The organism is Rhodococcoides corynebacterioides NBRC 14404, from assembly GCF_001894765.1.
Taxonomy (GTDB): domain Bacteria; phylum Actinomycetota; class Actinomycetes; order Mycobacteriales; family Mycobacteriaceae; genus Rhodococcoides; species Rhodococcoides corynebacterioides.
The window spans coordinates 137,555-162,025 of sequence record NZ_BCWV01000008.1; the positions used below are offsets into that span (position 1 = coordinate 137,555).

Below are 24,471 nucleotides of genomic sequence, written 5' to 3' on the forward strand. Positions count from 1 at the left end.
AAAGGACTCACCATGGACTTCACGTTCGACGAACAGCAGACCGCGTTCCGCAAGGCTCTCCGCACCTTCGTGGACAAGGAGATCGTCCCCGTCGCGAGCGAGTGGGAGCGCTCCGGCCGCTACCCCACCGAGATCGTCGACCACATGAAGGCGATGGGCCTCTTCGGCATCACCACGCCGGAGGAGTACGGCGGCATCGACCTCGACAAGGTCTCGTTCACCCTTGTCTACGAGGAACTCGCCCGCGGGTGGATGGGCATCGCCGGCATCGTGGGCAGCCACAACCTCTCGTGCTGGATGATCGCCAAGCACGGCACCGAGGAGCAGAAGCAGTCATTGCTGCCCAAGCTGTCCGCTGGTGAGTGGCGCACGGGCGTCGGCCTCACCGAGCCGGGTGCCGGCACCGATCTGCAGGGCATCAAGACCACCGCCAAGCGCGACGGCGACCACTACGTCGTCAACGGCGCCAAGACGTGGATCACCAACGCACGCCATGCGAACGTGCTGCCGGTGCTCGTGAAGACCGACACCACGGCCACCCCGCCGCACAAGGGCATGAGCCTGCTGCTGATCGACACCTCCAGCGAGGGGTTCGAAGTGCAGCGGGACATGGGCAAGCTCGGCTACAAGGGCACCGAGTCCTGCGAGATCACCCTCGAGAACGTCCGCGTGCCGGTCGACGCGCTGCTCGGCGGGGTCGAAGGACGCGGTCTACAGCAGGCACTCTCGGGCCTCGAGATCGGCCGGCTCAACATCGCTGGCCGCAGCGTCGGCATCGCCCAGGCCGCGTACGACGCCGCGCTCCAGTACGCGAAGGAGCGCACCGCGTTCGGCCAGCCGATCGCCGACTTCCAGGCCATCCAGCTCAAGATCGCCGACATCGCGACGCAGCTGCAGGCCGCCCGCCTCATGACGTACTGGGCGGCGTCGCAGGCGGACTCGGGCAAGCGCGTCGACATGGAGGCGGGCATGGCCAAGTACTTCGCGTCGGAGGCCGCCATCACGGCGAGCCTCGAAGCCATGCGCATCCACGGCGGCTACGGCTACTCGACCGAGTTCGTGGTCGAGCGCCTCTACCGCGACGCGCCGCTCATGGCCATCGGCGAGGGCACGAACGACATCATGCGCACGGTCATCGCCAAGTCCCTCGTCGCAGGATCGAGTGTGATCGGGTGAGCGGCGCCCTCACCTACCTCTACGTTCCCGGCACCAAGCCGGAGCGGTTCGACAAGGCTCTTGCCTCCGGTGCCGACGCCGTCGTCCTCGATCTCGAGGATGCGGTGGCGTTGCAGGACAAGGACTCCGCCCGTCGAACGGTGGCCGACTGGGTCGCCGCGGTCGAACCCGGTGACGTGGAGATCTGGGTCCGGGTCAATCCGGGAACGCTGCAGGAGGACGACATCCGTGCGGTCGCCCACCCGACGCTCACCGGGTTCTGGCTGCCCAAGGTCGGATCGGCCGACGAGGTGGCCGCGGTGGATACCCTGCTCGCCGAGGTGTGCCCGCAGGCCGTGGTGTCCCCCATGATCGAAACGGGCGGCGGGGTGTTCGAGGCGCTGTCGATCGCTCGGGCTCCGCGGGTGCGCTTTCTGCAGATCGGCGAGGTCGATCTGGCCGTCGACCTGGGCGTCGACGCCGAGACCGACGACAGCGCTCTGCTCTTCGCCCGGTCGCAGGTGGTCGCGGCCAGTGCGGCGGCCGGGGTGCAGGCTCCGCCGGCCGCGGTATCCCGCAACTTCCGGGACGTCGAGGCGTTCACCGCGGATTGTCGGCACCTCGGGCGGCTCGGATTCGTGGGGCGGGCATGCATCCACCCGGCCCAGGTCACGGCAGCGCGGGACGTCTGGTCGCCGACCGACGACGACGTGCGGACCGCGCGCGAAATCCTCGCGGCGCTGGAGAGCGACGGCGCCGGGGTCGATGCGGACGGGTATCTGATCGACGAGGCCGTGGCGAAGCGAGCGCGGCGGGTGCTCGACCGCGTCGGCTGAGCAGGGCGTGCGCCTCGGCGGCCTCGCGCGCGGGATCCCGCCGCCGGAGCCGGCGAAGCGCACACCTCGCTCGCCACAGGACCCTCCGGCCGCGCCGATCAGCCGGGTGGTGGAATGGGTCGGCCAGTCCGACCGACCCCGGGAGACCGATGAGCACGCACCCGTTCGACGACGCCCTCGAGCTCGAACCGCTCGGTAACGGACGCTTCCGGGGACGGACCACCGCGCAGTACAACAACATGGTGGGGCCCTTCGGCGGAGTCACCGCGGCGATCCTGGTGCGGGCGATCGAGCTGCACCCCGACCGGCTGGGCGATCCGGTGAGTCTGACCGTCAACTTCGCCGGGCCGGTGGCAGAGGGCCCCTTCGACATCCAGGCGCGGGCGGTGCGCACCAACCGCAGCAATCAGCACTGGTACCTCGAGCTTTCGCAGGACGGCACGGTCGCCACCACCGCCACCGCGGTGTTCGGCACCCGCCGGGAGACGTGGGACGACATCGAGTCCGCCCCGCCCGCCGTTCCCGCACCCGAGGAGGTCGAGCGCGCGGGCATGCCGGACTTCATCGCGTGGGCGCAGAACTACGAGATGCGCTTCCACGCAGGCGCTCTGGCGGAGGCCGAGTCACCCGATTCCGTGGCCACGCTCTGGGTGCGCGACTCCCCGCCGCGTCCCCTGGACCACGTCGCCCTCACCTCGATGACCGACATCTTCTACCCGCGGATCTTCCAGCGCCGCGGGCAGTACCTGCCGGCAGGCACCATCTCGCTCACGCTCCACTATTTCGCGACGGCGGAGGATCTGGCCGCCCACGGCGAGGACCACGTCCTCGCCACGGCACACGCACGTCGCTTCCACCGCGGTTACTTCGACCAGTCGGCCGAGCTGTGGTCGGCGGGCGGCGATCTGCTCGCCACCGGGCACCAGGTGGTCTACTACAAGGGGTGACGGAGCCCCGGCAGCGGCATGGTCGCGATCAGGTAGCTCAGGCACTTCCCGTGTCCGTCGAGGACCGGACTGCCCGTGACGCCGCCGCCGAGGAGGCCCGGCACCTCGAACACGATGCCCTGAACCCCCGGCATCGGCGTGCGACGCACCGGTCCGGTGACCCCCGCACCGAGGAACGACGCCACGGCGTCCTCCGACATCGCCGCCAGGACGGCGTCGTACACCTCGGGGCGTCGAGGGAACACGGCGACGATGGCCGTGTCCCCCTTGTCGCCCGTGCGGACGTCGGCGACGTCGTCCACGGTCACGTGACTGCTCACGCGTGCACCTCCGTCGTCACGTCCACCGTGTGCACCTCGGTGCGGACGGCGGTCCGAGGAATGGAGCAGGAGCGAATGGCGAGTACCTCGGTGCGGCCACCGCGCGCACCCCCTCCGCCGGCCGGGCCGTTGGTGTACAGGCTCTCCACCTCCCACGCAACGATCGCGGCCGTCTCGCTGTCCGGTGCCGACGCGGTGACCCGGACGCGCACTTCCGGCGCCTCCGTCGGCGGGACGACCCCGCGGAATGCCGCACCCGCGCCGATGAATTCGACGCCGATACCCGAGCCGTCGAATCCGTGTACGCGTTCGAGTCGCTCCCGCACGATGTCTCCGGCCAGTTGGGCACGGAGCAGGGCGCGAGGACCGGCATAGGACATCTGCCCCTCCCCCATCCACCCACCGCGGAAACCCACGGTCACCTTGAGTTCGTCGGGACGCGCGTGACCGGTCGCCCCGCGGAGGCCGACGCGATCGGGTCCGCGGTCGTCGAAGGACACCGAGGTGAAGTCCGCGGTGACGTCCGGGGTGAGATACGACGCGGGTCTCCCCACCTCGTAGAGCAACTGCTCGGCGCACGTGCGCACGGTGAGCTCACCTCCGGTGCCGTCCGCTTTCCCGAAGACCGCAGTGCCGTCGGGCGCGACGTCCGCGAACGGGAATCCCAGATCGGCCAGTCCGGCAACCGGTTTGGTGACGGGGTCGGCAAAGTAGCCACCGGTGAGCTGCCCGGCGCATTCGAGCAAGTGCCCGACGGCGGTTCCGGCACCGAGCAGATGCCAGTCGTCGAGCGACCACCCGAACTCGTGCACGAGTGGACCCAGGTAGAGCGACGGGTCGGCGAGCCGTCCGGTGACGATCACGTGGGCACCCGCGTCGAGGGCCGGAAGCACGGCATTCGCACCGATGTACGCGTTGGCGGAGACCAGCGCGTCGTCGTGCTCGGACAGCGGCCGCCCTGTCTCCCACAGCACCGGATCCAGACGACGCACCGCGTCGAGCACGTCGTCGCCGGTCACCGCGGCGACGCGAACCGGTCGATCGACCGTCCTGCGGGCGACCTGCGCCACGACCTCCGCCGCGGCCAGCGGGTTGGCCGCACCGGAATTGGTGACGACGGTGCATCCCGACGCGGTGGTCGGCGCCAGGACGGACGCCATACGGGCGGCGAGCAGCGGGTCGTATCCCGTGGTGGGGTCGGCGAGACGCCGGGCCTGACCGGTGGCCACCGTGCGCTCGCCGAGGCATTCGAAGACCAGGTAGTCGAGGTTCCCACGTTCCGCGAGCGTGACCGCGGGATCGATTCTGTCCCCGGCGAATCCGGCTCCTGCGCCCACGCGCACGTGGCGTTTCACGAGACCCACACCGGGATGACGCCCGTCAGCATGGCGACGCCGAGCATGCCGATACTGACGAGCCACGCCCAGCCGATCATGTGGCGGATGTGCTTGCCGATGTCGACGGACGCCAGGCCCACCAGAAGGTAGAACGCGCCGGTCATCGGACTGATCGGAAAGCCGACCGTCTCTTCGCCCAGAATCGAGGCCTGCGCCAGATGCGTTGCGCTGATACCGAACTGGTCACCGACCTCGATGAGAACCGGCAGGACCCCGAAGTAGTAGGCGTCCGGTCCGAAGATCAAGCTCATCGGGACCGCGAGCACTCCGACGATCAGCGGCAGAGCAGGCGTCACGCCGTCGGGCACGACGTTGGCGGCGCTCACCGCCATCGCCTCGATCATGCCGCTGCCGTCGAGCACGCCGAGCAGAACGCCGGCGGCCAGCAATGTTCCGACCATGAGCATCGCGCCGACCGAGTGGGCCTCGACTCGGGCCTGCTGCGCCTTCATCCCGCGGTAGTTGATCAGCAGCGCCAGGATCGACGCGATGAGGAAGCACATCTCCGGCGGGGCCACCGCGGCGACCAACGCGCCGAGGGTGACCAGAACGAGCGCGGCATTGACCCAGAGGAGCTTCGGCCGCAGCAGGTCGGGATCGCCGCTCGCGGGGGCGTCGTTCGGGGCAGGAGTGTCGAGTTCCGTGCCGTCGGGAGCGTCGCCGTTGCCCGCGGACGGCGGGACCGGCGCCGGGCCGCCCGAGCCGACCGCGATGCGCCCGCCGACTCGCGCGGTCGATTCCTCGACCACGGCGGAGGCGTCGCCGTCAGCGACCTTGGCCAGGCGGGTCCGCTCGCGTCGACCCAGGTAGTAGGCGACGGCCAGGGCGAACACCACGCCGGCGATCTGGGCGGGGATCAACGGGACCCACAACTCGTTCGCGTCGACACCGACCGTCGCGGCCGCACGGGCGGTCGGCCCACCCCACGGCACGACGTTCATCACCCCGGCGCCCAGACCGACGCAGGTCGCGAGGACCAGACGGCTCATACCGAGGCGGTCGTAGATCGGCAGCATGGCCGGCACGGCGATGAGGAAGGTCGTGGCCCCGGCACCGTCGAGGTGGGCGACGACGGCAAGTCCGGTGGTCGCGACGGCCACGGTGGGCGGTGCGTTGCCCGCGAGGCGGACGATGCGCCGGACGACCGGGTCGAACAGACCGGCGTCGCGCATGATTCCGAAGAAGACGATGGCGAAGAGGAACATCGTGGCGACTCCGACGACGCCGCCCAGTCCGCTCTTCACGAACGCCGCGACCTCGGACGGCGAGTTCCCGGCCACGAACGCGGCGACCAGCGGAACGCCGGCCAGGGCGATGATCGCCGCGACGCGCTGCGTGAACAGCAACAGGAGGATGACCAGGATCGTCCCGAACCCCAGCAAAGACAACATGTGCGCTCCTTCATTCGGACGGCTCAGTGTTGCCTGAGTCACTTCTGCACGTCCAACGTCAACCACGCATAGATTCATGCGTCATGGGCATCAATCTCGGCATCACGCACCTGAGGGCCGTGGTGGCCCTGGCCGACCACGAGAGCTTCACGACGGCAGCCACCGCGCTGCAGATCTCGCAGCCGAATCTGAGTCGGGCCATCGCCGAGGCCGAGCGTCGACTCGGAACGCGTCTGTTCGAACGCACCACCCGCAGCGTCCGCGTCACCGGCGACGGGCGCGAGGTCGCCGCTCGAGCGCATCGGATCCTGCTCGAATTCGACGACGGACTCGCCGAGATCGGCCGATTCGTGTCCGGTGAGCGCGGGACGGTGACCGTCGCCTGTTTACCGTCGATCGCGGCGACCTTTCTGCCGCCGTTCATCGTGCGATTCCGCGCGGCGTATCCCGATGTCGCCGTCGACATCCGAGACGGCCTCCGTGACGACGTGCTGAACGCGGTGCGCCACGGTGCCGTGGACTTCGCCATCGTGGCGGCCGCGGGCGGAGCGACCGACCTCGACCGGACGCGGATCGGGTCCGACAGCTTCGTCTGCGCCGTACCGCCGAATCACCGGCTTGCCCAGCAGGACACGGTCGAGTGGTCGGACCTGAGCGGGCAACCCTTCATCGCGTTCGGACCGGAGTCCAGCATCTCGACGTACGTGACGACCACGCTCGAGCGCGTCGGCGTCACGCTCGGTCCGACGGTCCAGGCCCACAACGTCGGCGCGGTTGCCGGCCTGGTCGCGGCCGGGCTCGGTATCACGGCAGTTCCCGAGCTGGTCGTGCCGATGATGTCGTTCGCGGGCCTCGTGCATCGGCCCCTCGTTCCGTCGGTGTCACGGGAGATCGCCGTCGTCACTCTGCCGGGGCGCAGGCCGAGCGCGAGCTCCCGAGCGTTCCTGGCTCTCCTCACTACGGTTCCCTCACCGACGGAGACGCCAGAAGGCACTATGTGATCGGGACCACTCGCCGACCCGAGGAGCGCCATGAAGAGCACGATGCAGGACACCCCGCTGTCGATCGGACAGCTCGTGCGGTTCGGAACGTCGATCCATGCGACGGCGACGGTGACCACCTGGTCCGAGACGGGCCCGACCACCGTGACGTTCGCCGATCTCGGGCGCCGCGCCGCGCAACTGGCGCACGGACTGCGCTCACTCGGTGTCGACGGGGATCAGCGCGTCGGCACCTTCATGTGGAACAACGCGGCCCACATGGAGGCGTACATGGCGGTGCCCGCGATGGGCGCCGTGCTGCACACCCTCAACATCCGTCTGTTCCCCGAGCAGCTGACCTACATCGTCGAGCACGCCGAGGATCACGTGATCATCGCGGACGGCAGCCTGCTTCCCCTGCTCGTCCCGTTGCTGCCGACCATGTCGACGGTGCGGCACCTCGTGGTGGTCGGGGCGGATCCGAGCTCAGTGGACGCGCCGGACTCCATCACCGTGCACGGGTACGACGACCTGCTGACCGGCCGCCCCGAGACGTTCGACTGGCCCGAACTCGACGAGACCGACGCCGCGGCAATGTGTTACACCTCCGGCACCACCGGCGACCCGAAGGGCGTCGTCTACTCGCACCGGTCGATCTGGCTGCACTCGATGCAGGCGTGCATGACCGACGCGATGGCACTGTCGCAGCAGGACTCCGTGCTCGCGATCGTGCCCATGTTCCACGCGATGTCGTGGGGCCTGCCCTACGCCGCGCTGATGGTCGGGGCGTCGCTCATCATGCCGGACCGGTTCCTCCAACCCGCGCCGCTGGCCGAGATGCTGTCGACGCTGCGCCCCACCGCGACCGCCGCGGTGCCGACCGTCTGGCAGGCCCTCCTCGTGCATCTCGAGGAGCACCCCGTCGATCTGTCGAGCCTGCGCGAGGTGCTGGTCGGTGGAAGTGCGTGCCCGCCCAGCCTGATTCGCGCGTTCCGCGAGAAGTACGGCGTGCCGATCTCCCAGGCATGGGGCATGACGGAGACGTCGCCGCTGGGCACGTCCGGCCGTCCCGACGCCGGTCTGTCACCCGAGGACGAGTTCGACCGTCGCTGCACCCAGGGGCGCTTCGTCGCCGGGGTGCGGGCACGGCTGGTCGACGACGCCGGCACCGTCCTGCCCTGGGACGGTCAGCAGGTCGGCGAGCTCGAGGTGCGCGGTCCGTGGATCACCGGAAGCTATTACCGCGCGGACGGTTCCGACAAATTCGACGACGGCTGGCTGCGCACCGGCGACGTCGGCACCATCTCCCCGGAGGGCTACCTCACCCTCACCGACCGATCCAAGGACATCATCAAGTCCGGCGGGGAGTGGATCTCGTCGGTCGAGCTCGAGAACCACGTCGTCGAGCACCCGGCCGTGCTGGAGGCCGCCGTCATCGGCGTGCCGGATCCGAAGTGGGACGAGCGGCCGCTGGTCGCCGTCGTGGTGAAGGACGGCCAGTCGGTCACGCCGGAGGAACTGCGGGAGTTCCTCGACGGGCGCGTCGCCCACTGGCAACTGCCCGAGCGGTGGACGTTCATCGACGAGGTGCCCAAGACCAGCGTGGGCAAGTACGACAAGAAGCGGCTGCGGGGATCGCATGCCGAGGGGAAGCTCGACGTCATTCAGCTGAGCTGAGCACCTCGCGCAGAGTGGCGGCGAACTCGTCGGGCTTGCCCATCTGGCCGTACTCGCCGCCCAGGAAGCCGTTGTGGCCTCCGGGGAAGACAACGGGGTCCTGCCCCAGCGCGGCGGCGACGGCATGGGCTGCGCGACCGGCCAATTCGCCGTCGTCGGGCCCGCCCGACTCCTCCCCCACGGCGAGCACGATGCGTGTCGACGCCTGCTCGAGACGTGGGACGTCCGGCGCGTAGTCGCATCCGAGTCCGCGCAGGTTGGACATGAGCGGATCGGTGCGGTCCCCGGTGTCGTCGGTCGGCATCCCGAACTGTGCGGGGTCGGGTGCGGGCTGCGCGAGGTAGACGTCGTCGACCTCCCCCGCGATGCATGGCGATGCCGATGAATTTTGCCATGGCCCAGCCCATTCCGGACGCGTCGTAGGTGGCCACGATGTCGGCGCACACGGCGGAGATGGCGGCCCCGTCCGGGAGAGCGCCGTCGGCGGGTGGTTCGTGAGCGACGAGCGTGCGCATCGCGTCGGGATGACGCTCGACGCACGCGAGGGCGTTGACGGCGCCACCGCTGGAGGCGAACACGTCGACCGGACCGGCACCGAGAGCGACGATCAGCGCGTGGAGATCGTCCGCATGTTGCTCCGGCGTCACGGCCGCGGTGGGCTCGTCGCGCCGGCTCCGCCCGGCATTGCGCGGGTCGTAGGTGACGACGGGGCGGTCCGTGATCCTGGATTGCAGCGACCCGAAACCGGCCGCATCCATCGGTGACGCGACGAGAACGAGGGGCGTTCCCGACGACGGCTCGCCGTGGACGTCGTAGGTGAGGGTGGCGCCGTCGACGGCGAGGGTGCTGGTGGTCATGCCGTATCGACCCGATGTGGGAGCGAAACTCATCGCCCGGCCGGGCGGTACTGCAGCACGACGGCCCCGGACCGCAGGTCGCGACGGTCGACCAACTCGAGGTCGACCGCCTGCGCCATGCCCGCGAACACCGACGGCCCGTGGCCCACGATCCTCTGGTGCACGATGAACTCGTACTCGTCGATGAGGCCCATCTCGGCCAGCGCCCGCGGCAGGGTGACGCCGCCCGTCGCAATACCCGTGCCCGGCTGCGCTTTCAATTCCTCCACCGCTGTCCGCAGATCTCCGCGGACCAGCTCGGCGTTCCAGTCGACGCTCGACAGAGTGGACGAGACCACGTGTTTGTGGGCGGCGTCGATAGCCCGGGCGAAGGGGTCGTCGGGGTCGGACGGCCCGCGGAACGCCTCCTCCATCATCCGGTAGATCACCCGACCGAACAGCAGAGCGTCCGAGCGCGCAAAGTTGTCCGCAGCGACCTGGTGCAGTTCCTCGTCGGCCGGGATGGCCGTGTGGTCGCAACACCCGTCGATCGAGACGTTGATGGAGTAGCGGAGGGGGCGCATCGGACGAGGCTACTGCCGGGTGGGGGGGCAGATTGTCGGTTCCATCGGTCAGACTGCTCGCGATGCCTCCTCGCAAACCCACCACCACCGCCCGCACCGTCCGCGCCGGCAGCCGCCGCACCGCACCCGCCCGGAAGCCGCGCCGCACGGCAACTCGCAAGTCGGCTGACCCGGACCTCCGCACTCCTGCTCCCGGCGAGCGCGTGTGGGTGCTCGACGTGCCGTTCGAGGACCGCTCCGCGGCGGGCGCGGCCGGTGCTCGGTGGCAGGCCGGGCCGGGAGTGTTCGCCTACTACGGCACCGAACTCCCCGAGTTCCTGCAGCCGTACGAGTCGTCGCCGTACAGCCTGCAGCGGTGGCTCGAGGACGACGCGAATGAGTCCTCCGACGAGGGAGTCATCATCGGCGCCCGCTCCATGACCCCGAGGGAGACGCAACTCGAGTCGGTGCGCCGCCAGCTGACGGCGATCGAGAGCGGCGTCCCGTACTTCGCACAAATGGATTCCACGGGTCTGGGCAAGACCCTGTCGGTGTGCGAGGCGGTGCGGCGGATGCCCGACGTCGCCACCGTCCTGGTGGTCGCACCCAAAGGCGCGCTGCCGGGCTGGCGACGCACCATCGCCGACAGCGAGGCCGATCTCGACCCCGCCGAGCGCAAGCGGTGGCTGCTGGTGACCTACCAGTCGACCAAGAAGCTGCTGTCCGTGCCGGCGGACACCGATCTGGGCAAACGCAAACGGACGCAGAACAAGCGGACCATCGCGCTCGGTGACCTGCGCTTCGACATCGACGTGGTGATCGCGGACGAAGCGCATGCGCTGATGAACATCGAATCGCAACAGTCGCAGATCGTCTGGCGCTATCAGGAAGCGGCGAGCGCCGTCGTGTGGATGTCGGCCACGCCCGGTTATCAGCCACTCCACTTCGCCTACATGGCGCGCGCGATCGAACGGGCACGCGGAGTCGACATCGTGGGGGACGACGGCGCGCTCGGGTACGCCCTCACCGTTCGATGGGCGCATTTCCTGGAGGAGTCGGGGTTCGCGGTCAAGGCCGGAAAGGCGTCGACCGGGTTGACGACGTGGCGCTGGGATCCCGACGACGCCGCGCAGCGAGCCCGCGACATCGACGCCGTGCATCGGTGGCTCTCGGAAGGCGCTGTGCCGTGGTCGATCTCGCGTCCGTCGCCACCCACGCCGCGGGAACCGCTCGGCCAGGAGCTCACGGCAGCCCAGAAGCGGCTCTACAACACTGCGTGGGTGGACTACCGCAAGGAGGTCGGCCTCCCCGTGTGGACGACGTCGGGTGGTCGGCGGGTGCTGCAGAAGAACCCGAGCGTGCGCGCGGCGACGCTCCGGTTCCGTCAGAAGTGTTCGTATCTACGGATTCCGGCGTCCGCCGATCAGGTGCGAGCCTGGGTGAAGGCCGGCAATCAGGTGTTCGTGTCGATGTTCTATCGCGAGTCGGTCGCCGCGCTGGCCGACGACCTCCGCGACGGCGGACTCGAGGTCGCCGTGGTCGACGGCAGCATGAGCAGTGCGGAGCAGGAAGTCGCGATCCGGCGATTCCAGACGGGCGCGGCTCCGGTGATCGTCTCGACCACCACGAGCGCGATCAACCTGCACACCAACGAGTTGCTGCTCCCCGAGGGGACGTCGTCGACCCTCGCACCCCGCATCACCCTGATCCACGACCCGCGGTGGACGCCCATCGAGATCCGGCAGATCGAGGGACGGGCCAACCGCATCGACCAGGACCACAACCCCACGTCCTCGACCTGCTACTACGGCTACGCCGAAGGCACGGTCGAGGAGGAGATGGTGCTGACGGGAGTCGAGCGCATCGCCGATCTGGGGTCCATCGTCGGCCAGGCGGACCTCATCGATCCGGAGGCGTTCCTGGCCGCGCGGGTCGGCTGACGCGTCGGGATACCCTCGCGGAGTGGCTCCGACCGTCCTGCACACCGAGCGCCTGACCCTGCGGCCGTATGCGATGACCGACGTCGACGACGTGCTCGCGTACTACAGCCGGCCCGAGGTCTGCCGGTACCTTCTGCACGAGCCGATGAACCGGACCGATGCGATGGCCACCGTCGAGAAGCGTTCCGCGCGAACAGCTCTGACCGACGGTGCGGTGGCCCTGGTCGCGGAGCACGACGGCCGGGTCGTCGGCAACGTCGATGCGTGGACCGTCGACGATTCCCCCGCGTTGGTCGAGCTGGGCTGGACCTTCTCCCCCGAGGTCGGCGGGCGCGGCCTGGCCACGGAGGCCGTGCGGGCGCTCCTCGACCACGTCTTCGACCACGACGTCGTCCACCGAGTCACCGCACGCATGGACGGCCGCAACACGTCGTCGGCGAGGTTGGCCGAGCGTGTGGGCATGCAGCGCGAGGCGTACTTCCGCCAGGACTGGTGGAGCAAAGGCGAGTGGACGGACACGGCGGTCTACGCGATGCTCCGGAGCGACCGAGACCCGGGCCCCGTGCTCCCGCTGCACCCCTGACGCGCGGGATCCCGCCCGCAGCCGACGCAACCGGAGCAAGAATTCCGCTACCCCCGCCGGGGCTCCACCACGAAGTCGTCCAGTTCGGCGCTCCGCGTCATCTGCCAGTAGTCGACGATGCGCCAGGGCAGAGTCGAGACCACGCGGCCCGCGTCGTTCCGGTACCAGTTGTCCATGCCCTCGTGCGTCCAGATCATGCGGGCGTGGGCGTCGTCGTGACGCTGGACGTAGTCCTGTTCCACGTCGGCCTTGACCTCGACGGCGCCCAGGTCGCGCTCGGCCATGGTGGCCAGCACGTCGAGGATGTAGCGCACCTGGCACTCCGCGATGGTGATGTAGCTCCCGCCGTGTCCCAGCACGGTTCCCGGCCCGCAGGTGATGAACAGGTTGGGGTAGTCGGGCACGGTCACCCCGAGGTACGCGTGCGCGTCCTCCTCGCCCCACGCCTCCCGGATCGAGCGACCCGACCGGCCGCGAACGTCGATGGGCGTCAACAGTTTGTGAGTCTCGAAGCCGGTTGCGAGGATCACGACGTCCACCTCGGCGACCGTGCCGTGCGCTCCCCGCACGTGATGCGCGTCGATGGATGCCACGGCTTCGGGGACGAGAGTGACGTTGTCCCGCCGGAGCGCTGCGTACCACCCGTTGTCGAGCAACATCCGCTTGCCGAAGGGCGGGTAGTCGGGCAGCGCCTTCTCGATCAGGTCCGGTCGACCCTCGAGTTCCTTCTCGAGGTACCGCGTGAACACGCGCCGATGGGCGTCGTTCATCGCGTTGATCGACACGGCGGGGTTGTCCCACTCCGGGTCCTTCTGCAAGGACGGGTGCACGCGGTCGTTGAAGTTCCACGCCAACCGAGCGCGGTACCAGAGTCGGTACAGCGGAACGAGATCCATGAGGTAATTGACGTCGTCGACGATCGGTTCGAAGTACACGTCACTCGGCGCCACCCACTGGGGCGAGCGCTGGAACACGGTCGCGTGCGCGACCGTCGACGCGATGGCAGGAAGTACCTGCATCGCGCTCGCGCCACTGCCGACGATGGCGACACGCTTGCCGGTCAGGTCGAGGTCGGCAGGCCACTGCGCGGTGTGGAAGATCGGGCCGGCGAAGTCCGCGAGGCCCGGAATGGGCGGGACCTTGGGTCGATTGAGCTGACCGGTGGCCGTGATGACGACGTCGGCCGTCAGCACCTCGCCCGCCGCCGTCCGCACGGTCCACCCCTGGCGGTCGGCGTCGTACTCGGCGGACGACACCTCGGTGTCGAATCTGATCCTCGACCGCAGATCGTGCTCGTCGGCGACGTCCGCGAGGTACTGCCACACCTCGTCGCGCTTGCCGAAGTGCGACGTCCACGCCCGCGGTGCGAACGAGTACGAGTACAGGTGACTCGGGGTGTCGACGCCCGCGCCCGGGTAGATGTTCTCGAACCAGCCCCCGCCGACGTCCGAGTTCTTCTCCAGGACGACGTGCTCGATCCCGGCTTCGCTCAGGCGGATCGAGGCCAGCATGCCCGAGACGCCGGCACCGATGACGATCACCGACAGGTGCGACGGTGGGACCTCGCGCGGAGCCGGCACCGCGAAACCCATGTCCTCGGCGATCATCTCGGCGAACTCGGGCGGGACGGGCTCGCCGACCGCAGCGCTGATCATCTCGATGAGCTGCTCGCCGGACGGGGCGGGAATCGCGACGGGTCGGCCGTGCACCCACGCGTCGATGGCGTCGACCGCCGCGCCGCGTATGCGCTCGGCCACGTCGGGGGCGAAGCCGCCACTGTCGTTGTCGTCCATACCGCGGCTGCGGGTGGGCCGATGGGGATCGGTGAGCCAGGTGCGGTCGCCGGTGAGCTGATGCAGCACGGCGACGAGCGTGGGCATGTTCGCCGACTCGACCGCACGCGTGAGTCGCTCGCGGTCGACGGTGACCGTGGGTGTCGACATGGTGCCTCCCTCGTCGGTCCGGGCGGGACCTCATCGAAACTAACCACAGTTAGGCATTCGCGGGCAAGAGTCCGGCGACGATTCGCTTCGCTGCTCGAACGACCCTTGACAATGTGTCCCACGCCACAGCATGCTGCCAACGCAACCTAACGGCGGACAGGCAAGGGGACAGCGATGGAACTCACCGAGGCGATGCGAACCACGGGGACGTGTCGGCGATACACGAAGGATCCCGTCCCGGACGAGGTCCTGCGCACCGCCTTCGACCACGCACGGTTCGGCCCCCAGGGCGGCAACCGCCAGCCCGTCCGCTGGATCGTCGTCCGCGACGCGGAGCGCAAGCAGGCGCTCCAGGACCTCTACCTGCCGATGTGGGACGCCTACTTCCAGGGCATCACCGGCGGCACGGTGTCCGTGGGCGCGCTGCCCAAGACGGTGCAGGACGCCGACTACTTCGCACGCCACCTCGCAGAGGTCCCCGCGATCATCGTCGTATGTGCCGCACTCGACGGTCTGCACCCCACCGACCACGAACTCGGCCGACTGTCGGTCGTCGGCGGCGCCTCCATCTACCCCACCATGCAGAACCTCTGCCTGGCCCTCCGCGACCAGGGCGTCGCCACCGCGGTGACCACGCTGCTGTGCCACGAGGAGCCGGCCGTGCGCGAGATGCTCTCCATCCCCGACGACTACATCACGGCCGCCCACATCGCCGTCGGCTACCCGGAGCGCGCGTTCCCCACCAAGCTGACGCGCAGCCCCGTCGAGGACATCGTGTCGCTCGAATCGTTCGACCGCCCGATGTTCGCCGCCACCGTCTGATCCCCCGCTACCCGACAAGGACTCTCGTGCCCGGACTCGCCCCTCAGCACCGCTCCCTCACCGGCCGCGCCACGATCGGTGACCAACTTCGTCGTCACGCTCGGACGCAGCCGACCAAGACCGCGTTCATCAGCTACGACGCGGACGGCACCAGGGTCGTCACCACCTACGGTCAGCTGGACAGTGCTGCGAACCGCTTCGCGAACGTCCTGCTCGGGCTCGGCGTCTCGCCCGGTGACCGCGTCGCATCCATGGCGCGCAACAGCATCGACGTCGTGATCGCCTACTACGGCACTCTCAAGGTCGGGGCCGCCTTCACCGGCATCAACGTCCTGTATCGCGACGCCGAGGTCCGCCACCAGCTCGAGCATGCCGAGCCCACCGTCGTGGTGGCCGGACCCGAGTTCGCCGACACGGTACGACGCGTCCTGCCCGACGGCACCACGCTGCTCACCTACGGCGGCGACTGCGCGACGGCCATGGCGGACGCATCCGACACCGAGCCCGTCGTCGAGATGGACGAGAACGACATCGCGATGATGGTCTACACCTCCGGCACCGAGGCGGCGCCGAAGGGCGTGATGATCCCGCATCGCAACTTCCTGATCTCGACGGCGCCGGCGTGGAGTTGGGGCCTGCGCACCGGCCCCGAGGACACCTGGCTGTTCGTCATGCCCTTCCACACCATCGCCGGCCTCGGATCGATGACCACGCTGACGCTCATGGGCGCCACCCTGGTGCTCCCGTCCAGCGTGGACCCGGCCCGATCGCTGCAGATCATCGCCGACGAGAAGGTCTCCGTCATCGCGCAGACGCCCACCTTCTACTTCGCGCTCGCGCGGGAGGCCACGTTCGGTCCCGGCGCCGTCGGCCAGGTGCGTCGTTGCCTGACCTACGGCGGTCAGGTCTCCCCGCACACCATTTCCGCCTGGGCGGACGCTGCGCCCGAGGCGATCTGGGGTACGTACTGGGGACAGTCGGAGCTGTCCCAGCTCGGCTCGGTCGGCTGGTTCACCACGCTCGACGACATCCCGGACGCGGACCCGTCCTGGATCGGCAAGCCCGTCACCCACCTCGAGGTGCGCGTGGTCGACGCCGACGGCAACGACGCCGAGACCGGCGAACTGCTTTGCCGCACACCATCGGTGATGCTCGGCTACTTCAAGGACGACGAGCGGACGGCGGACGTGTTCCGCGACGGCTGGGTCCACACCGGCGACATGGTGCGCCGCGACGCGGACGGCAACCTCTTCTTCTACGATCGCAAGAAGGACATGATCAAGTCCGGCGGAATGAACGTGTCGAGCCAGGAGGTGGAGCGGGTGCTGCACAGCCACCCCGACATCGCCCGCGCGGCCGTCGTCGGCATGCCCGATCCGTACTGGTCCGAGGCCGTCACCGCCTTCGTCATCGCGGCCGACGGCGTGCACCCGGACCCCGACGCCGTCATCGAGTTCTGCCGGGCCGAGCTGGCGTCGTACAAGGCGCCGAAGTCGGTGCACGTGGTCACGGAACTGCCCGTCGACGCGCAGGGCAAGATTCTCAAGCGCGAGCTCCGCGCGCTGGCGGTGGCGCCGGAACCGGCGTGAGTACTCCCCACGGTGATGCCGTCGTCCCCCGTGCGGTGCGGACCCTGCGGCGCAAGGAGGACATTGCGTCGCAGGCCGCAGCGATCTTCGCGCGGGACGGCTATGCGAACGTCGGGATGCGCGACATCGCGGATGCGGTCGGGATTCGGGGAGCCAGTCTCTACCACCACTTTCCGTCGAAGGAAGAGATCCTCTTCGCGATCTGCCTGACCGTCACGCGCGAGCCCGTCGAGGAGAATCTGCCGCTGCTCGACGCGCCGGGCACTCCCACCGAGCGTCTGTCGGCCCTGGTCCGCGCCCACCTGCACCACCTGACGCGACGACGCGTCGAGTACGTCGTCGGGTTGCACGAACTGGCGTCGCTGCTACCGGAGCACCGCGCGGCCGTCGAGGACTACCGACGCCACTATCAACGGCGCGTGCGCGACGTGGTGGCTGCCGGCATGCGCACGGGCGAGTTCGGGGTGCCCGACGCCCGGATCGCCGCGTTCGCGCTCGTGGACATGCTCAACGGCATCAGTGCCTGGTACCACGAGGGCGGGGATCTCGGCATCGACGAGGTCAGCGATGCGTACGTCGATCTCGCGGTACGTCGACTGCTGGGAGGTGTTCCGCGTGAGTGATGGTTTGTCGGTCGAGGGCCGGTGCGACGCAGCGTTTCACGACGTCGCCGACGCACTGCGGGCGAACCTCGCATCCGGCGCCGAGGTCGGCGCGTCGGTCGTGGTCGACCTCGACGGCCAGACGGTGGTTGACCTCTGGGGTGGGCACCGCGACGCCGAACGCACGATTCCGTGGACCGAGGACACCGTCGTCAACGTCTGGTCCACCACGAAGACGGTCACCGCGTTGGCCACCCTCATGGTGATCGACCGCGGCCTCCTCGACCCCTATGCCCCGGTCGCGCGATATTGGCCCGAATTCGCTGCGGCAGGCAAGGATCGGATCGAGGTGCGGCACATCCTGTCGCACTCGTCGGGTGTCTCGGGCTGGGACCGACCGATCTCCGTGCAGGACCTGTACGACCACGAGTCCGCCGTCGCGAAGCTCGCCGCACAGGCGCCGTGGTGGGAGTCTCGCACCACGTCCGGCTACCACGCTGCCTCGCAAGGGCATCTGCTCGCCGAGCTGATCCGGCGTGTCACGGGAAAACCCCTGCGGGAGTTCGTCGCCGACGAGATCGCCGGCCCGCTCGGGGCGGACTTCCAGATCGGCCTGCGCCCCGGGGATCGTGGCCGCGTAGCCGACGTGATCGCCCCACCTCCCCCGCCGCGGGTCGACGTCCCCGATCCCGACAAGGTCCGTATCAGGACCTTCGGTGGTCCGGTCGTGGCGCCGGATGCCGCCAACACGGACGAGTGGCGCGCCGCCGACATGGGCGCGCTCAACGGGCACGGCAACGCCCGGTCCGTCGCGCGGATGCTGTCGGAGATCTCGCGAGGCGGGGAGGTGAACGGGGTCCGCCTGCTGAGTCCGGACACCGTCGACCTGGCCTTCGAGCAGCAGACCGACGGGATGGACCTCGTTCTCGGCATCCCCCTCCGCTTCGGCATGGGCTTCGCTCTGCCGCACCCCGAGACGGTTCCGTACATCCCCGACGGCCGCATCTGCTTCTGGGGAGGCTGGGGCGGGTCGATGATCGTGATGCACCCCGAGTCGCGCCTGACCTTCTCCTACGCGATGAACAAGATGGGCAGCGGCATCATCGGGTCCGACCGGGCCGAGCAATACCTCCGGGCGACGTACGCGGCGCTGGCGAGGACAACGACTCGATGACCGCAGCATGCGACCCGGGATCGTGGAATCCGAACCCCGCATTCCGGGGCTGAAAATCCACGATCGGCTCCTGTCGTACCCCTCCCCTACTCTCCGCACACACGATCCGGGGGGGAACCTATGAGCAAGAGTCGACGTCGGGCCAAGGCCGCGAAGCGCACCGCGGCAGGCCGACCGAAGCAACGACCGGCACTGTACTGGCCCGCGGTGCTGAAACGATTCGCCGAGTGGTTGCTGCACTCGGGCTGCACCGCGGATCCGTTGGCCGCCTATTCGACGGCGATGGCAGTCGACCGATCCAGCGCCGATCGCCGCATCGTCATCGCGGGGGCGGACCTACCGTTGGAGTTGTTCGACACGGACTTGTACGCCGAGGACTGCCTGCACACACCGTGGTCACCCGACGACACCGCCGATGCTCTCGCCTTGTTCGCGCGATTCGTTGTTGCCGAACGCATGTCGCCCGAGCAAGAGGTCCTGGTGACGGAGTTGGTCGACTTCGACCCGCTGGTCCCGCCACGGACGGCACCGGCCCCGCATCGGGGCTCGGCACCCCTCGGTCCGACCACCCTGACGTCGCACGTTCGACGGGTCGCGGCCTGGTGTGAGGACAACGGCAGCGTCCCCGACCCTCGCTTCGCACAGCCCAGCGCGAGCAGGCAGGTTCGCGATGCGATCTACCCGGCGCAGGACGACGAGAACGACGTCGTCAGCGGACTGCTGTCGACGCTGAAGTACTACGTCGTGGTCCAGACCGCGCTGGGAGCTGGCGTCCTCCGCCGCGAGGACCGCGCGCTTCGAGCCGGCGACGCGTTCGATCACTGGCTCGCAGAGCCGAGCGAGGAGTGGGGGCGCCGCAGTCTCGTAGAGGCCTATGTCGAATGCATGCGACCGGTGGTCGTCCTCCGTGACGCCCGGGAGAAGCAGGAGGTGAACGCAGCCTGCGACGCGCTGTGGATGGTCCTCGTTCGTTCCTTGGTCGGCGACGCTGCGTACAACGGCGAAGCGTTCGCCACGGGTGACGGCACCGACGGCACGAATGTGAGAGCGTGGCTGTCCGTGCGACTGTCCACCATGATCGACCTCGGACTGATCGTCCCGGTGAACGGGCAGATGTGTGTTCCGGACTCCCACGCGCCGGCCCTTCTCGACGCGCTCGATCGCGTTCGTCTCGACACCCCGGCGTCGGCGGGAGAGGCGGTCGCACTCACGTGACCCTGATCGTGGAATCTGGGACCCGCTCTCCGGGGTCCCGATTCCACGATTCGCCCCACCCACGACAACGGCCCGCCCCCACCGAGGTGGGGACGGGCCGCGTCGTGAAGCTGTTTACTTCCCTGCCGACTCCAACGCCTTGTTGAAGGTCTCGCTGGGGCGCATGACCTTGGCAGTCAGGTCCCAATCGGGGTAGTAGTAGCCGCCGATGTCCACGGGCTCGCCCTGGGCGTCGTTCATCTCCTTGACGATCGCGTCCTCGTTGTCCGCCAACGACTTCGCGAGCGGCGCGAAGTACTCGGCCAGCTCGGTGTCCTCGGTCTGGTTCGCCAGCTCCTGCGCCCAGTACAGGGAGAGGTAGAACTGGCTGCCGCGGTTGTCCAGCTCACCCGCGGCGCGCGAGGGTCCCTTGTTGTTCTCGAGCAGCTTGCCGGTGGCAGCGTCGAGGGCCTTGCCCAGGACGTTGGCCTTACCGCCGGTCTTCTTGCCCAGGTCCTCGAGACTGACTGCGAGAGCGAGGAATTCGCCCAGCGAGTCCCAGCGCAGGTGGTTCTCCTCGAGCAGCTGCTTGACGTGCTTCGGCGCGGAACCGCCGGCGCCCGTCTCGTACAGACCGCCGCCCGCCATCAGCGGAACGATGGAGAGCATCTTGGCGGAGGTGCCCAGCTCGAGGATCGGGAACAGGTCGGTGAGGTAGTCACGCAGGATGTTGCCGGTCGCGGAAATCGTGTCCAGGCCGCGGATCACGCGCTCGAGGGTGTACCGCATGGCACGCACCTGCGACATGATCTGGATGTCCAGGCCCTCGGTGTCGTGGTCCTTCAGGTACGTGCGGACCTTCTTGATGAGCTCGTTCTCGTGCGGCCGGTACGGGTCGAGCCAGAACAGCACGGGCATGCCGGAATCGCGAGCCCGGTTGACGGCCAACTTGACCCAGTCCTGGATCGGCGCGTCCTTGACGATGCAGAGACGCCAGATATCACCCTCTTCGACGGTCTGGGTGAGCAGCACCTCGCCCGTCTCGATGTCGGTGATGTTGGCGGTGCCGCCCTTGGGGACCTCGAAGGTCTTGTCGTGCGAGCCGTACTCCTCGGCCTTCTGCGCCATCAGACCGACGTTCGGAACGGTACCCATGGTGCGCGGGTCGAACTGGCCGTTGGTCTTGCAGAAGTTGATGATCTCCTGGTAGATCCGGGAGAACGTCGACTCGGGGTTGACGGCCTTGGTGTCCTTCGGCCGACCGTCTGCGCCCCACATCTTGCCGCCGGCGCGAATCATGGCGGGCATCGACGCGTCGACGATGACGTCGGACGGCGAGTGGAAGTTGGAAATGCCGCGGGCCGAGTCGACCATGGCCAGCTCGGGCCGGGTCTCGTGGCACTTGTGCAGATCCTCGATGATCTCGTCACGCTTGGTGGCGGGCAGCGACTCGATCTTGCTGTACAGGTCCGACAGGCCGTTGTTGACGTTGACGCCGAGCTCTTCGAAGAGGTCGTTGTGCTTGGCGAAGGCGTCCTTGTAGAACACGCGCACCGCGTGACCGAAGACGATGGGGTGCGACACGCGCATCATCGTGGCCTTGACGTGCAGCGAGAACATGACGCCGGTCTCGTAGGCGTCCTGCATCTCGGCTTCGTAGAACTCGATGAGCGCCTTCTTGCTCATGAACATGCTGTCGATGACGTCGCCGTGCGTCAGCTCGACCTCGGGCTTGAGCACCATGGTCTCGCCGTCGTCGGTGATCAGCTCCATCTTGACCTTGCGATCGCCCTCGACCACCGTCGACTTCTCGCCGTGGTAGAAGTCGCCGTGGCGCATGTGGGCGACGTGCGTGCGCGACGCCGGCGACCACTCACCCATGCTGTGCGGGTGCTTGCGGGCGTATTCCTTGACGGCCTTCGGCGCACGACGGTCCGAGTTGCCCTCACGCAGAACAGGATTCACGGCGCTACCGAGACACTTGGTGTAGCGCTTGCGAATCTCCTCCTCGTCCTCGGTCTTCGGGTTGCCGGGGAATTCGGGGAGGTCGTATCCCTTGTCCTGCAGCTCCTTGATCGCGGCGCGCAGCTGCGGCACGGAGGCGGAGATGTTGGGGAGCTTGATGATGTTGGTGTCCGGGTTCTGCGTCAGCCGACCCAGCTCGGCCAAGTTGTCCGGAACCCGCTGATCCTCGGGGAGCAGGTCGGAGAACTCGGCCAGGATGCGAGCCGCGACCGAGATGTCGGAGGGCTCGACGTTGATGCCGGCCGCACCCGCGAAGGTGCGGATGACCGGAAGGAACGCATGCGTGGCGAGCATGGGCGCTTCGTCGGTCAGGGTGTAGATGATGGTCGGCTGCTTGTCGCTCATGTCAGGACTTGCCTCGTTTTCCGTCGGTTCGACGTCGTCTGTTCCTTGTGGGTTCGATGACAACTTTAGTCGTCTTCGTTCGTGCTGTGGCGACTGCGGTCGGAGCGGTTCGATGTGGCTCGCGACATACCTGACCAGCGACGACGCCGCCCGCTGACGACGCGAATTTCCTACTGGCCGGTAACCGACCGTGACCGGCGGGAAGGCTCGTCGCACCGGCCATACTGACGTCGTGGTCACGCCCGAGACATCCCTCGACCATCCGGTCGCCGAATCGCTTCGCACCCGCCACGCGCACCTCGCCCGTCGCCTCGGCGACGCGGTCACGTACGACGCCGACGTCGCCACCTTCGCCGACGTCGGCACCGACTGGGCGGCCCTCGCGGAGTTGCTCGGGCCCGGCCGGATGGCCGACCTCTTCTCCTCCGAGGCGACGCCGCCCGCGGACTGGGAGCCGACGTTCGAGCTCGCCGGTCTGCAACTGGTGTTCGCGGGCGACGTGCCCGCGGCGTCGTCGGTTCCGATCGTCGACCTCGGCGAGGCCGACTACCCGGCCATGCGGGCGTTGATCGACGTCACCAGGCCCGGCCCGTTCTGGCCACGAACGCCGGAGCTGGGGACGTACCTCGGTGTGCGTGACGACGACGGCACGCTGGTCGCCATGGCCGGCGAGCGTCTGCAGCCGCCGGGGTGGACGGAGATCAGTGCGGTCTGCACCCTCCCGTCCGCGCGGGGGCAGGGGTTGGCCGGGGCGTTGGTCGGCGAGCTCGTCCGACGCATCCTCGCCCGCGGAGACCGGCCCTTCCTCCATCTCGCTGAAGCGAACACCGCGGCCTTGCGGGTGTACGAGCGGCTCGGGTTCGTCACGCGGCGGCACGTCCTGTTCCGGGGTTTCCGCACGCCGGGAGTCGATGAGTGACCCGCATCGGCGGCGTCTTCGCCCTTCTCGCCGGGCTGTACTTCGCGCAGGGTCTGCCCTTCGGTTTCTTCACCCAGGCGCTCCCGGTGGTGCTGCGGCAGTCCGGCTACTCACTGGTGACCATCAGCGCGACCGGGGTGCTGTTCGCGCCGTGGGCGCTGAAGTTTCTCTGGGCGCCGTATGTCGACCGCTACGGGACGCGGCGGCGATGGCTGGTCTCGTTGCAATGCGGGGCCGCCGCCGTGGCGCTGGTGCTGGCGTCGCTCGATCTGTCGTCCGGTCTGGCGTGGCTGTTCGTCGGCATCGCGGTGATCAACCTGTTGTCTGCGACGCAGGACGTCGTGACCGACGGTCTGGCCGTGCGGTTGCTGTCGGCGCGAGATCGCGGCGTCGGCAACGGAATTCAGCTGGGCGCGTATCGGATCGGCATGATCGTCGGCGGGGGTGTTCTGCTCTGGCTGTTCTCGCTCGCCGGGTGGCGGGCGCTGTTCGTCGTCATGGCCGTGCTGATTCTGCTGTCCACCGTGCCCGTGCTGGCGTTACGACGAACCCTCGAGTCCGCCGACGCCACCCCGGCCGTCGATTCCTCCGCCGTGCGGCTGGCCGGGGCGTGGTGGGCGAGGTTGCGACGGCCGGGGGTCGTGGTGTTCGTCGGGCTGATCGTGGCGTACAAGTTCGGGAACTCGATGGGCTCGGCGTTGGTGGGCCCGTTCCTGTCGGACCTCGGGCTGTCGCTGGGGCAGATCGCTCTGCTGGAGGGCGGCCTGGCGTCGGCTTCGGCACTCGTCGGCGCGGCGCTCGGTGCGTGGTACGCGACGCGGTTCGGACGACGGCGTGCCCTGCTGGTCGCGGGCATCACCCAGACCCTGGCCCTCGGTTTCTACGTCGCCGCCGCGCTCGGGGTGGGCGGGTTCGCGATGGTGGTCACCGCCAACGTCGGTGAGCACGTCTTCGGCGGAGCCGCGACGGTGGTGCTGTTCGCGCTGATGATGGACGCGTCCGAGCGTGCCTTCGCCGGCACCGACTACACCCTGCTGGCCTGCGCCGTCGTGTTCTCGCAGGGGGCGGCCGGGCTGGCGGCCGGGGTGATCGGTGAGCTCTTCGGCTACGCCGTCATGTTCGGGACAGGGTTGGTGCTGTCCGGGGTGGGGTGCGCGGTGCTGCTGGTCGGCTTGCGGCGGGGGTGGGGGCCGGCCGTGCTGCACCGGGAACCGGCTCGTGCTCCGTGAGTGT

21 protein-coding genes and 1 pseudogene are annotated in these 24,471 nt (G+C 68.8%); 14 read left to right on the plus strand and 8 right to left on the minus strand.

Annotated features, from left to right (window positions below):
• Nucleotides 1-12: 12 nt before the first annotated feature.
• The 3 genes from RC2_RS17390 (at nt 13) to RC2_RS17400 (ending at nt 2,938) form a co-directional block, all read left to right on the plus strand.
• Complete coding sequence (locus RC2_RS17390; RefSeq protein WP_068151207.1) at nt 13-1,176, plus strand: acyl-CoA dehydrogenase family protein; 1,164 nt, start codon at nt 13-15, stop codon at nt 1,174-1,176.
• On the plus strand, nt 1,173-1,991 hold the full coding sequence (locus RC2_RS17395) for an HpcH/HpaI aldolase/citrate lyase family protein (protein WP_068151204.1): 819 nt from the start codon (nt 1,173-1,175) through the stop codon (nt 1,989-1,991). Before RC2_RS17390 ends, RC2_RS17395 begins: the two co-directional genes overlap by 4 nt.
• 149 nt (nt 1,992-2,140) lie before the next feature.
• On the plus strand, nt 2,141-2,938 hold the full coding sequence (locus RC2_RS17400; protein WP_068151201.1) for an acyl-CoA thioesterase: 798 nt from the start codon (nt 2,141-2,143) through the stop codon (nt 2,936-2,938).
• Here the strand turns inward: RC2_RS17400 and RC2_RS17405 are convergent.
• Genes RC2_RS17405 through RC2_RS17415 form a run of 3 tightly spaced genes read right to left on the minus strand, consistent with a single transcriptional unit; the run spans nt 2,926 to nt 6,046 of the window.
• Nucleotides 2,926-3,258 carry an AtuA-related protein gene (locus RC2_RS17405; protein ID WP_068151198.1) on the minus strand — a complete coding sequence of 111 codons (333 nt, stop codon included), beginning with the start codon at nt 3,256-3,258 and terminating at the stop codon, nt 2,926-2,928. The two genes, RC2_RS17400 and RC2_RS17405, sit on opposite strands and share 13 nt — an antisense overlap.
• A complete protein-coding gene (locus RC2_RS17410; protein WP_245811171.1) occupies nt 3,255-4,613 on the minus strand; it encodes an acyclic terpene utilization AtuA family protein in 1,359 nt (452 codons plus the stop codon). Before RC2_RS17410 ends, RC2_RS17405 begins: the two co-directional genes overlap by 4 nt.
• Nucleotides 4,610-6,046: a CitMHS family transporter gene (locus tag RC2_RS17415; protein ID WP_068151192.1), complete on the minus strand. Its 1,437-nt coding sequence runs from the start codon at nt 6,044-6,046 to the stop codon at nt 4,610-4,612. The genes RC2_RS17410 and RC2_RS17415 overlap by 4 nt, the downstream gene beginning before the upstream one ends.
• Before the next feature lie 83 nt (nt 6,047-6,129).
• Here RC2_RS17415 and RC2_RS17420 point away from each other — a divergent pair, with 83 nt between their 5' ends.
• Together RC2_RS17420 and RC2_RS17425 are read left to right on the plus strand one after the other, a co-directional pair.
• Nucleotides 6,130-7,047, plus strand: coding sequence for a LysR family transcriptional regulator (locus RC2_RS17420; protein ID WP_068151189.1), 918 nt, complete (start codon nt 6,130-6,132; stop codon nt 7,045-7,047).
• 30 nt (nt 7,048-7,077) lie between these two features.
• Nucleotides 7,078-8,703, plus strand: a complete 1,626-nt coding sequence (locus tag RC2_RS17425; RefSeq protein ID WP_068151187.1) for a long-chain fatty acid--CoA ligase — start codon at nt 7,078-7,080, stop codon at nt 8,701-8,703.
• Here the strand turns inward: RC2_RS17425 and RC2_RS19405 are convergent.
• From RC2_RS19405 to RC2_RS17435, 3 genes and pseudogenes are all read right to left on the minus strand, one after another.
• The gene (locus tag RC2_RS19405) at nt 8,687-9,007 is read right to left on the minus strand and encodes a hypothetical protein (protein ID WP_346243064.1); all 321 of its coding nucleotides are present in this window, start codon (nt 9,005-9,007) and stop codon (nt 8,687-8,689) included. The two genes, RC2_RS17425 and RC2_RS19405, sit on opposite strands and share 17 nt — an antisense overlap.
• Nucleotides 9,008-9,248: 241 nt before the next feature.
• Nucleotides 9,249-9,593 (minus strand): annotated as a pseudogene (locus RC2_RS19410) (alpha/beta fold hydrolase); the annotation flags it as partial.
• On the minus strand, nt 9,590-10,123 hold the full coding sequence (locus RC2_RS17435) for a dihydrofolate reductase family protein (RefSeq protein ID WP_068151182.1): 534 nt from the start codon (nt 10,121-10,123) through the stop codon (nt 9,590-9,592). The pseudogene RC2_RS19410 and the gene RC2_RS17435, both read right to left, overlap by 4 nt.
• A 62-nt stretch (nt 10,124-10,185) precedes the next feature.
• Here RC2_RS17435 and RC2_RS17440 point away from each other — a divergent pair, with 62 nt between their 5' ends.
• Both RC2_RS17440 and RC2_RS17445 read left to right on the plus strand, forming a co-directional pair.
• The gene (locus RC2_RS17440) at nt 10,186-12,042 is read left to right on the plus strand and encodes a helicase-related protein (RefSeq protein ID WP_245811172.1); all 1,857 of its coding nucleotides are present in this window, start codon (nt 10,186-10,188) and stop codon (nt 12,040-12,042) included.
• A gap of 22 nt (nt 12,043-12,064) precedes the next feature.
• The gene (locus tag RC2_RS17445) at nt 12,065-12,625 is read left to right on the plus strand and encodes a GNAT family N-acetyltransferase (protein ID WP_245811173.1); all 561 of its coding nucleotides are present in this window, start codon (nt 12,065-12,067) and stop codon (nt 12,623-12,625) included.
• 47 nt (nt 12,626-12,672) lie between these two features.
• Here RC2_RS17445 and RC2_RS17450 read toward each other — a convergent pair whose 3' ends face one another.
• Nucleotides 12,673-14,568 (minus strand): flavin-containing monooxygenase, encoded by a 1,896-nt coding sequence (locus RC2_RS17450; protein WP_068151178.1) that lies wholly within the window; start codon nt 14,566-14,568, stop codon nt 12,673-12,675.
• A gap of 174 nt (nt 14,569-14,742) precedes the next feature.
• Here RC2_RS17450 and RC2_RS17455 point away from each other — a divergent pair, with 174 nt between their 5' ends.
• The 5 genes from RC2_RS17455 (at nt 14,743) to RC2_RS17475 (ending at nt 19,970) form a co-directional block, all read left to right on the plus strand.
• Nucleotides 14,743-15,390, plus strand: coding sequence for a nitroreductase family protein (locus RC2_RS17455; protein ID WP_068151176.1), 648 nt, complete (start codon nt 14,743-14,745; stop codon nt 15,388-15,390).
• A gap of 26 nt (nt 15,391-15,416) precedes the next feature.
• Complete coding sequence (locus RC2_RS17460) at nt 15,417-16,979, plus strand: class I adenylate-forming enzyme family protein (protein WP_068151173.1); 1,563 nt, start codon at nt 15,417-15,419, stop codon at nt 16,977-16,979.
• Nucleotides 16,976-17,602 carry a TetR/AcrR family transcriptional regulator gene (locus RC2_RS17465; protein ID WP_072681696.1) on the plus strand — a complete coding sequence of 209 codons (627 nt, stop codon included), beginning with the start codon at nt 16,976-16,978 and terminating at the stop codon, nt 17,600-17,602. Before RC2_RS17460 ends, RC2_RS17465 begins: the two co-directional genes overlap by 4 nt.
• Nucleotides 17,595-18,755: a serine hydrolase domain-containing protein gene (locus tag RC2_RS17470; RefSeq protein WP_245811174.1), complete on the plus strand. Its 1,161-nt coding sequence runs from the start codon at nt 17,595-17,597 to the stop codon at nt 18,753-18,755. The genes RC2_RS17465 and RC2_RS17470 overlap by 8 nt, the downstream gene beginning before the upstream one ends.
• A 120-nt stretch (nt 18,756-18,875) precedes the next feature.
• A complete protein-coding gene (locus RC2_RS17475) occupies nt 18,876-19,970 on the plus strand; it encodes a hypothetical protein (RefSeq protein WP_072681698.1) in 1,095 nt (364 codons plus the stop codon).
• 114 nt (nt 19,971-20,084) lie between these two features.
• Here the strand turns inward: RC2_RS17475 and RC2_RS17480 are convergent, their stop codons facing one another.
• Nucleotides 20,085-22,319 carry an NADP-dependent isocitrate dehydrogenase gene (locus RC2_RS17480; RefSeq protein ID WP_072681699.1) on the minus strand — a complete coding sequence of 745 codons (2,235 nt, stop codon included), beginning with the start codon at nt 22,317-22,319 and terminating at the stop codon, nt 20,085-20,087.
• A 232-nt stretch (nt 22,320-22,551) separates the two neighbouring features.
• Between RC2_RS17480 and RC2_RS17485 the strand changes: the two genes are divergently transcribed.
• Nucleotides 22,552-23,238: a GNAT family N-acetyltransferase gene (locus tag RC2_RS17485; RefSeq protein ID WP_072681701.1), complete on the plus strand. Its 687-nt coding sequence runs from the start codon at nt 22,552-22,554 to the stop codon at nt 23,236-23,238.
• Nucleotides 23,235-24,467, plus strand: a complete 1,233-nt coding sequence (locus tag RC2_RS17490; protein WP_072681703.1) for an MFS transporter — start codon at nt 23,235-23,237, stop codon at nt 24,465-24,467. The genes RC2_RS17485 and RC2_RS17490 overlap by 4 nt, the downstream gene beginning before the upstream one ends.
• Nucleotides 24,468-24,471 lie beyond the last annotated feature (4 nt).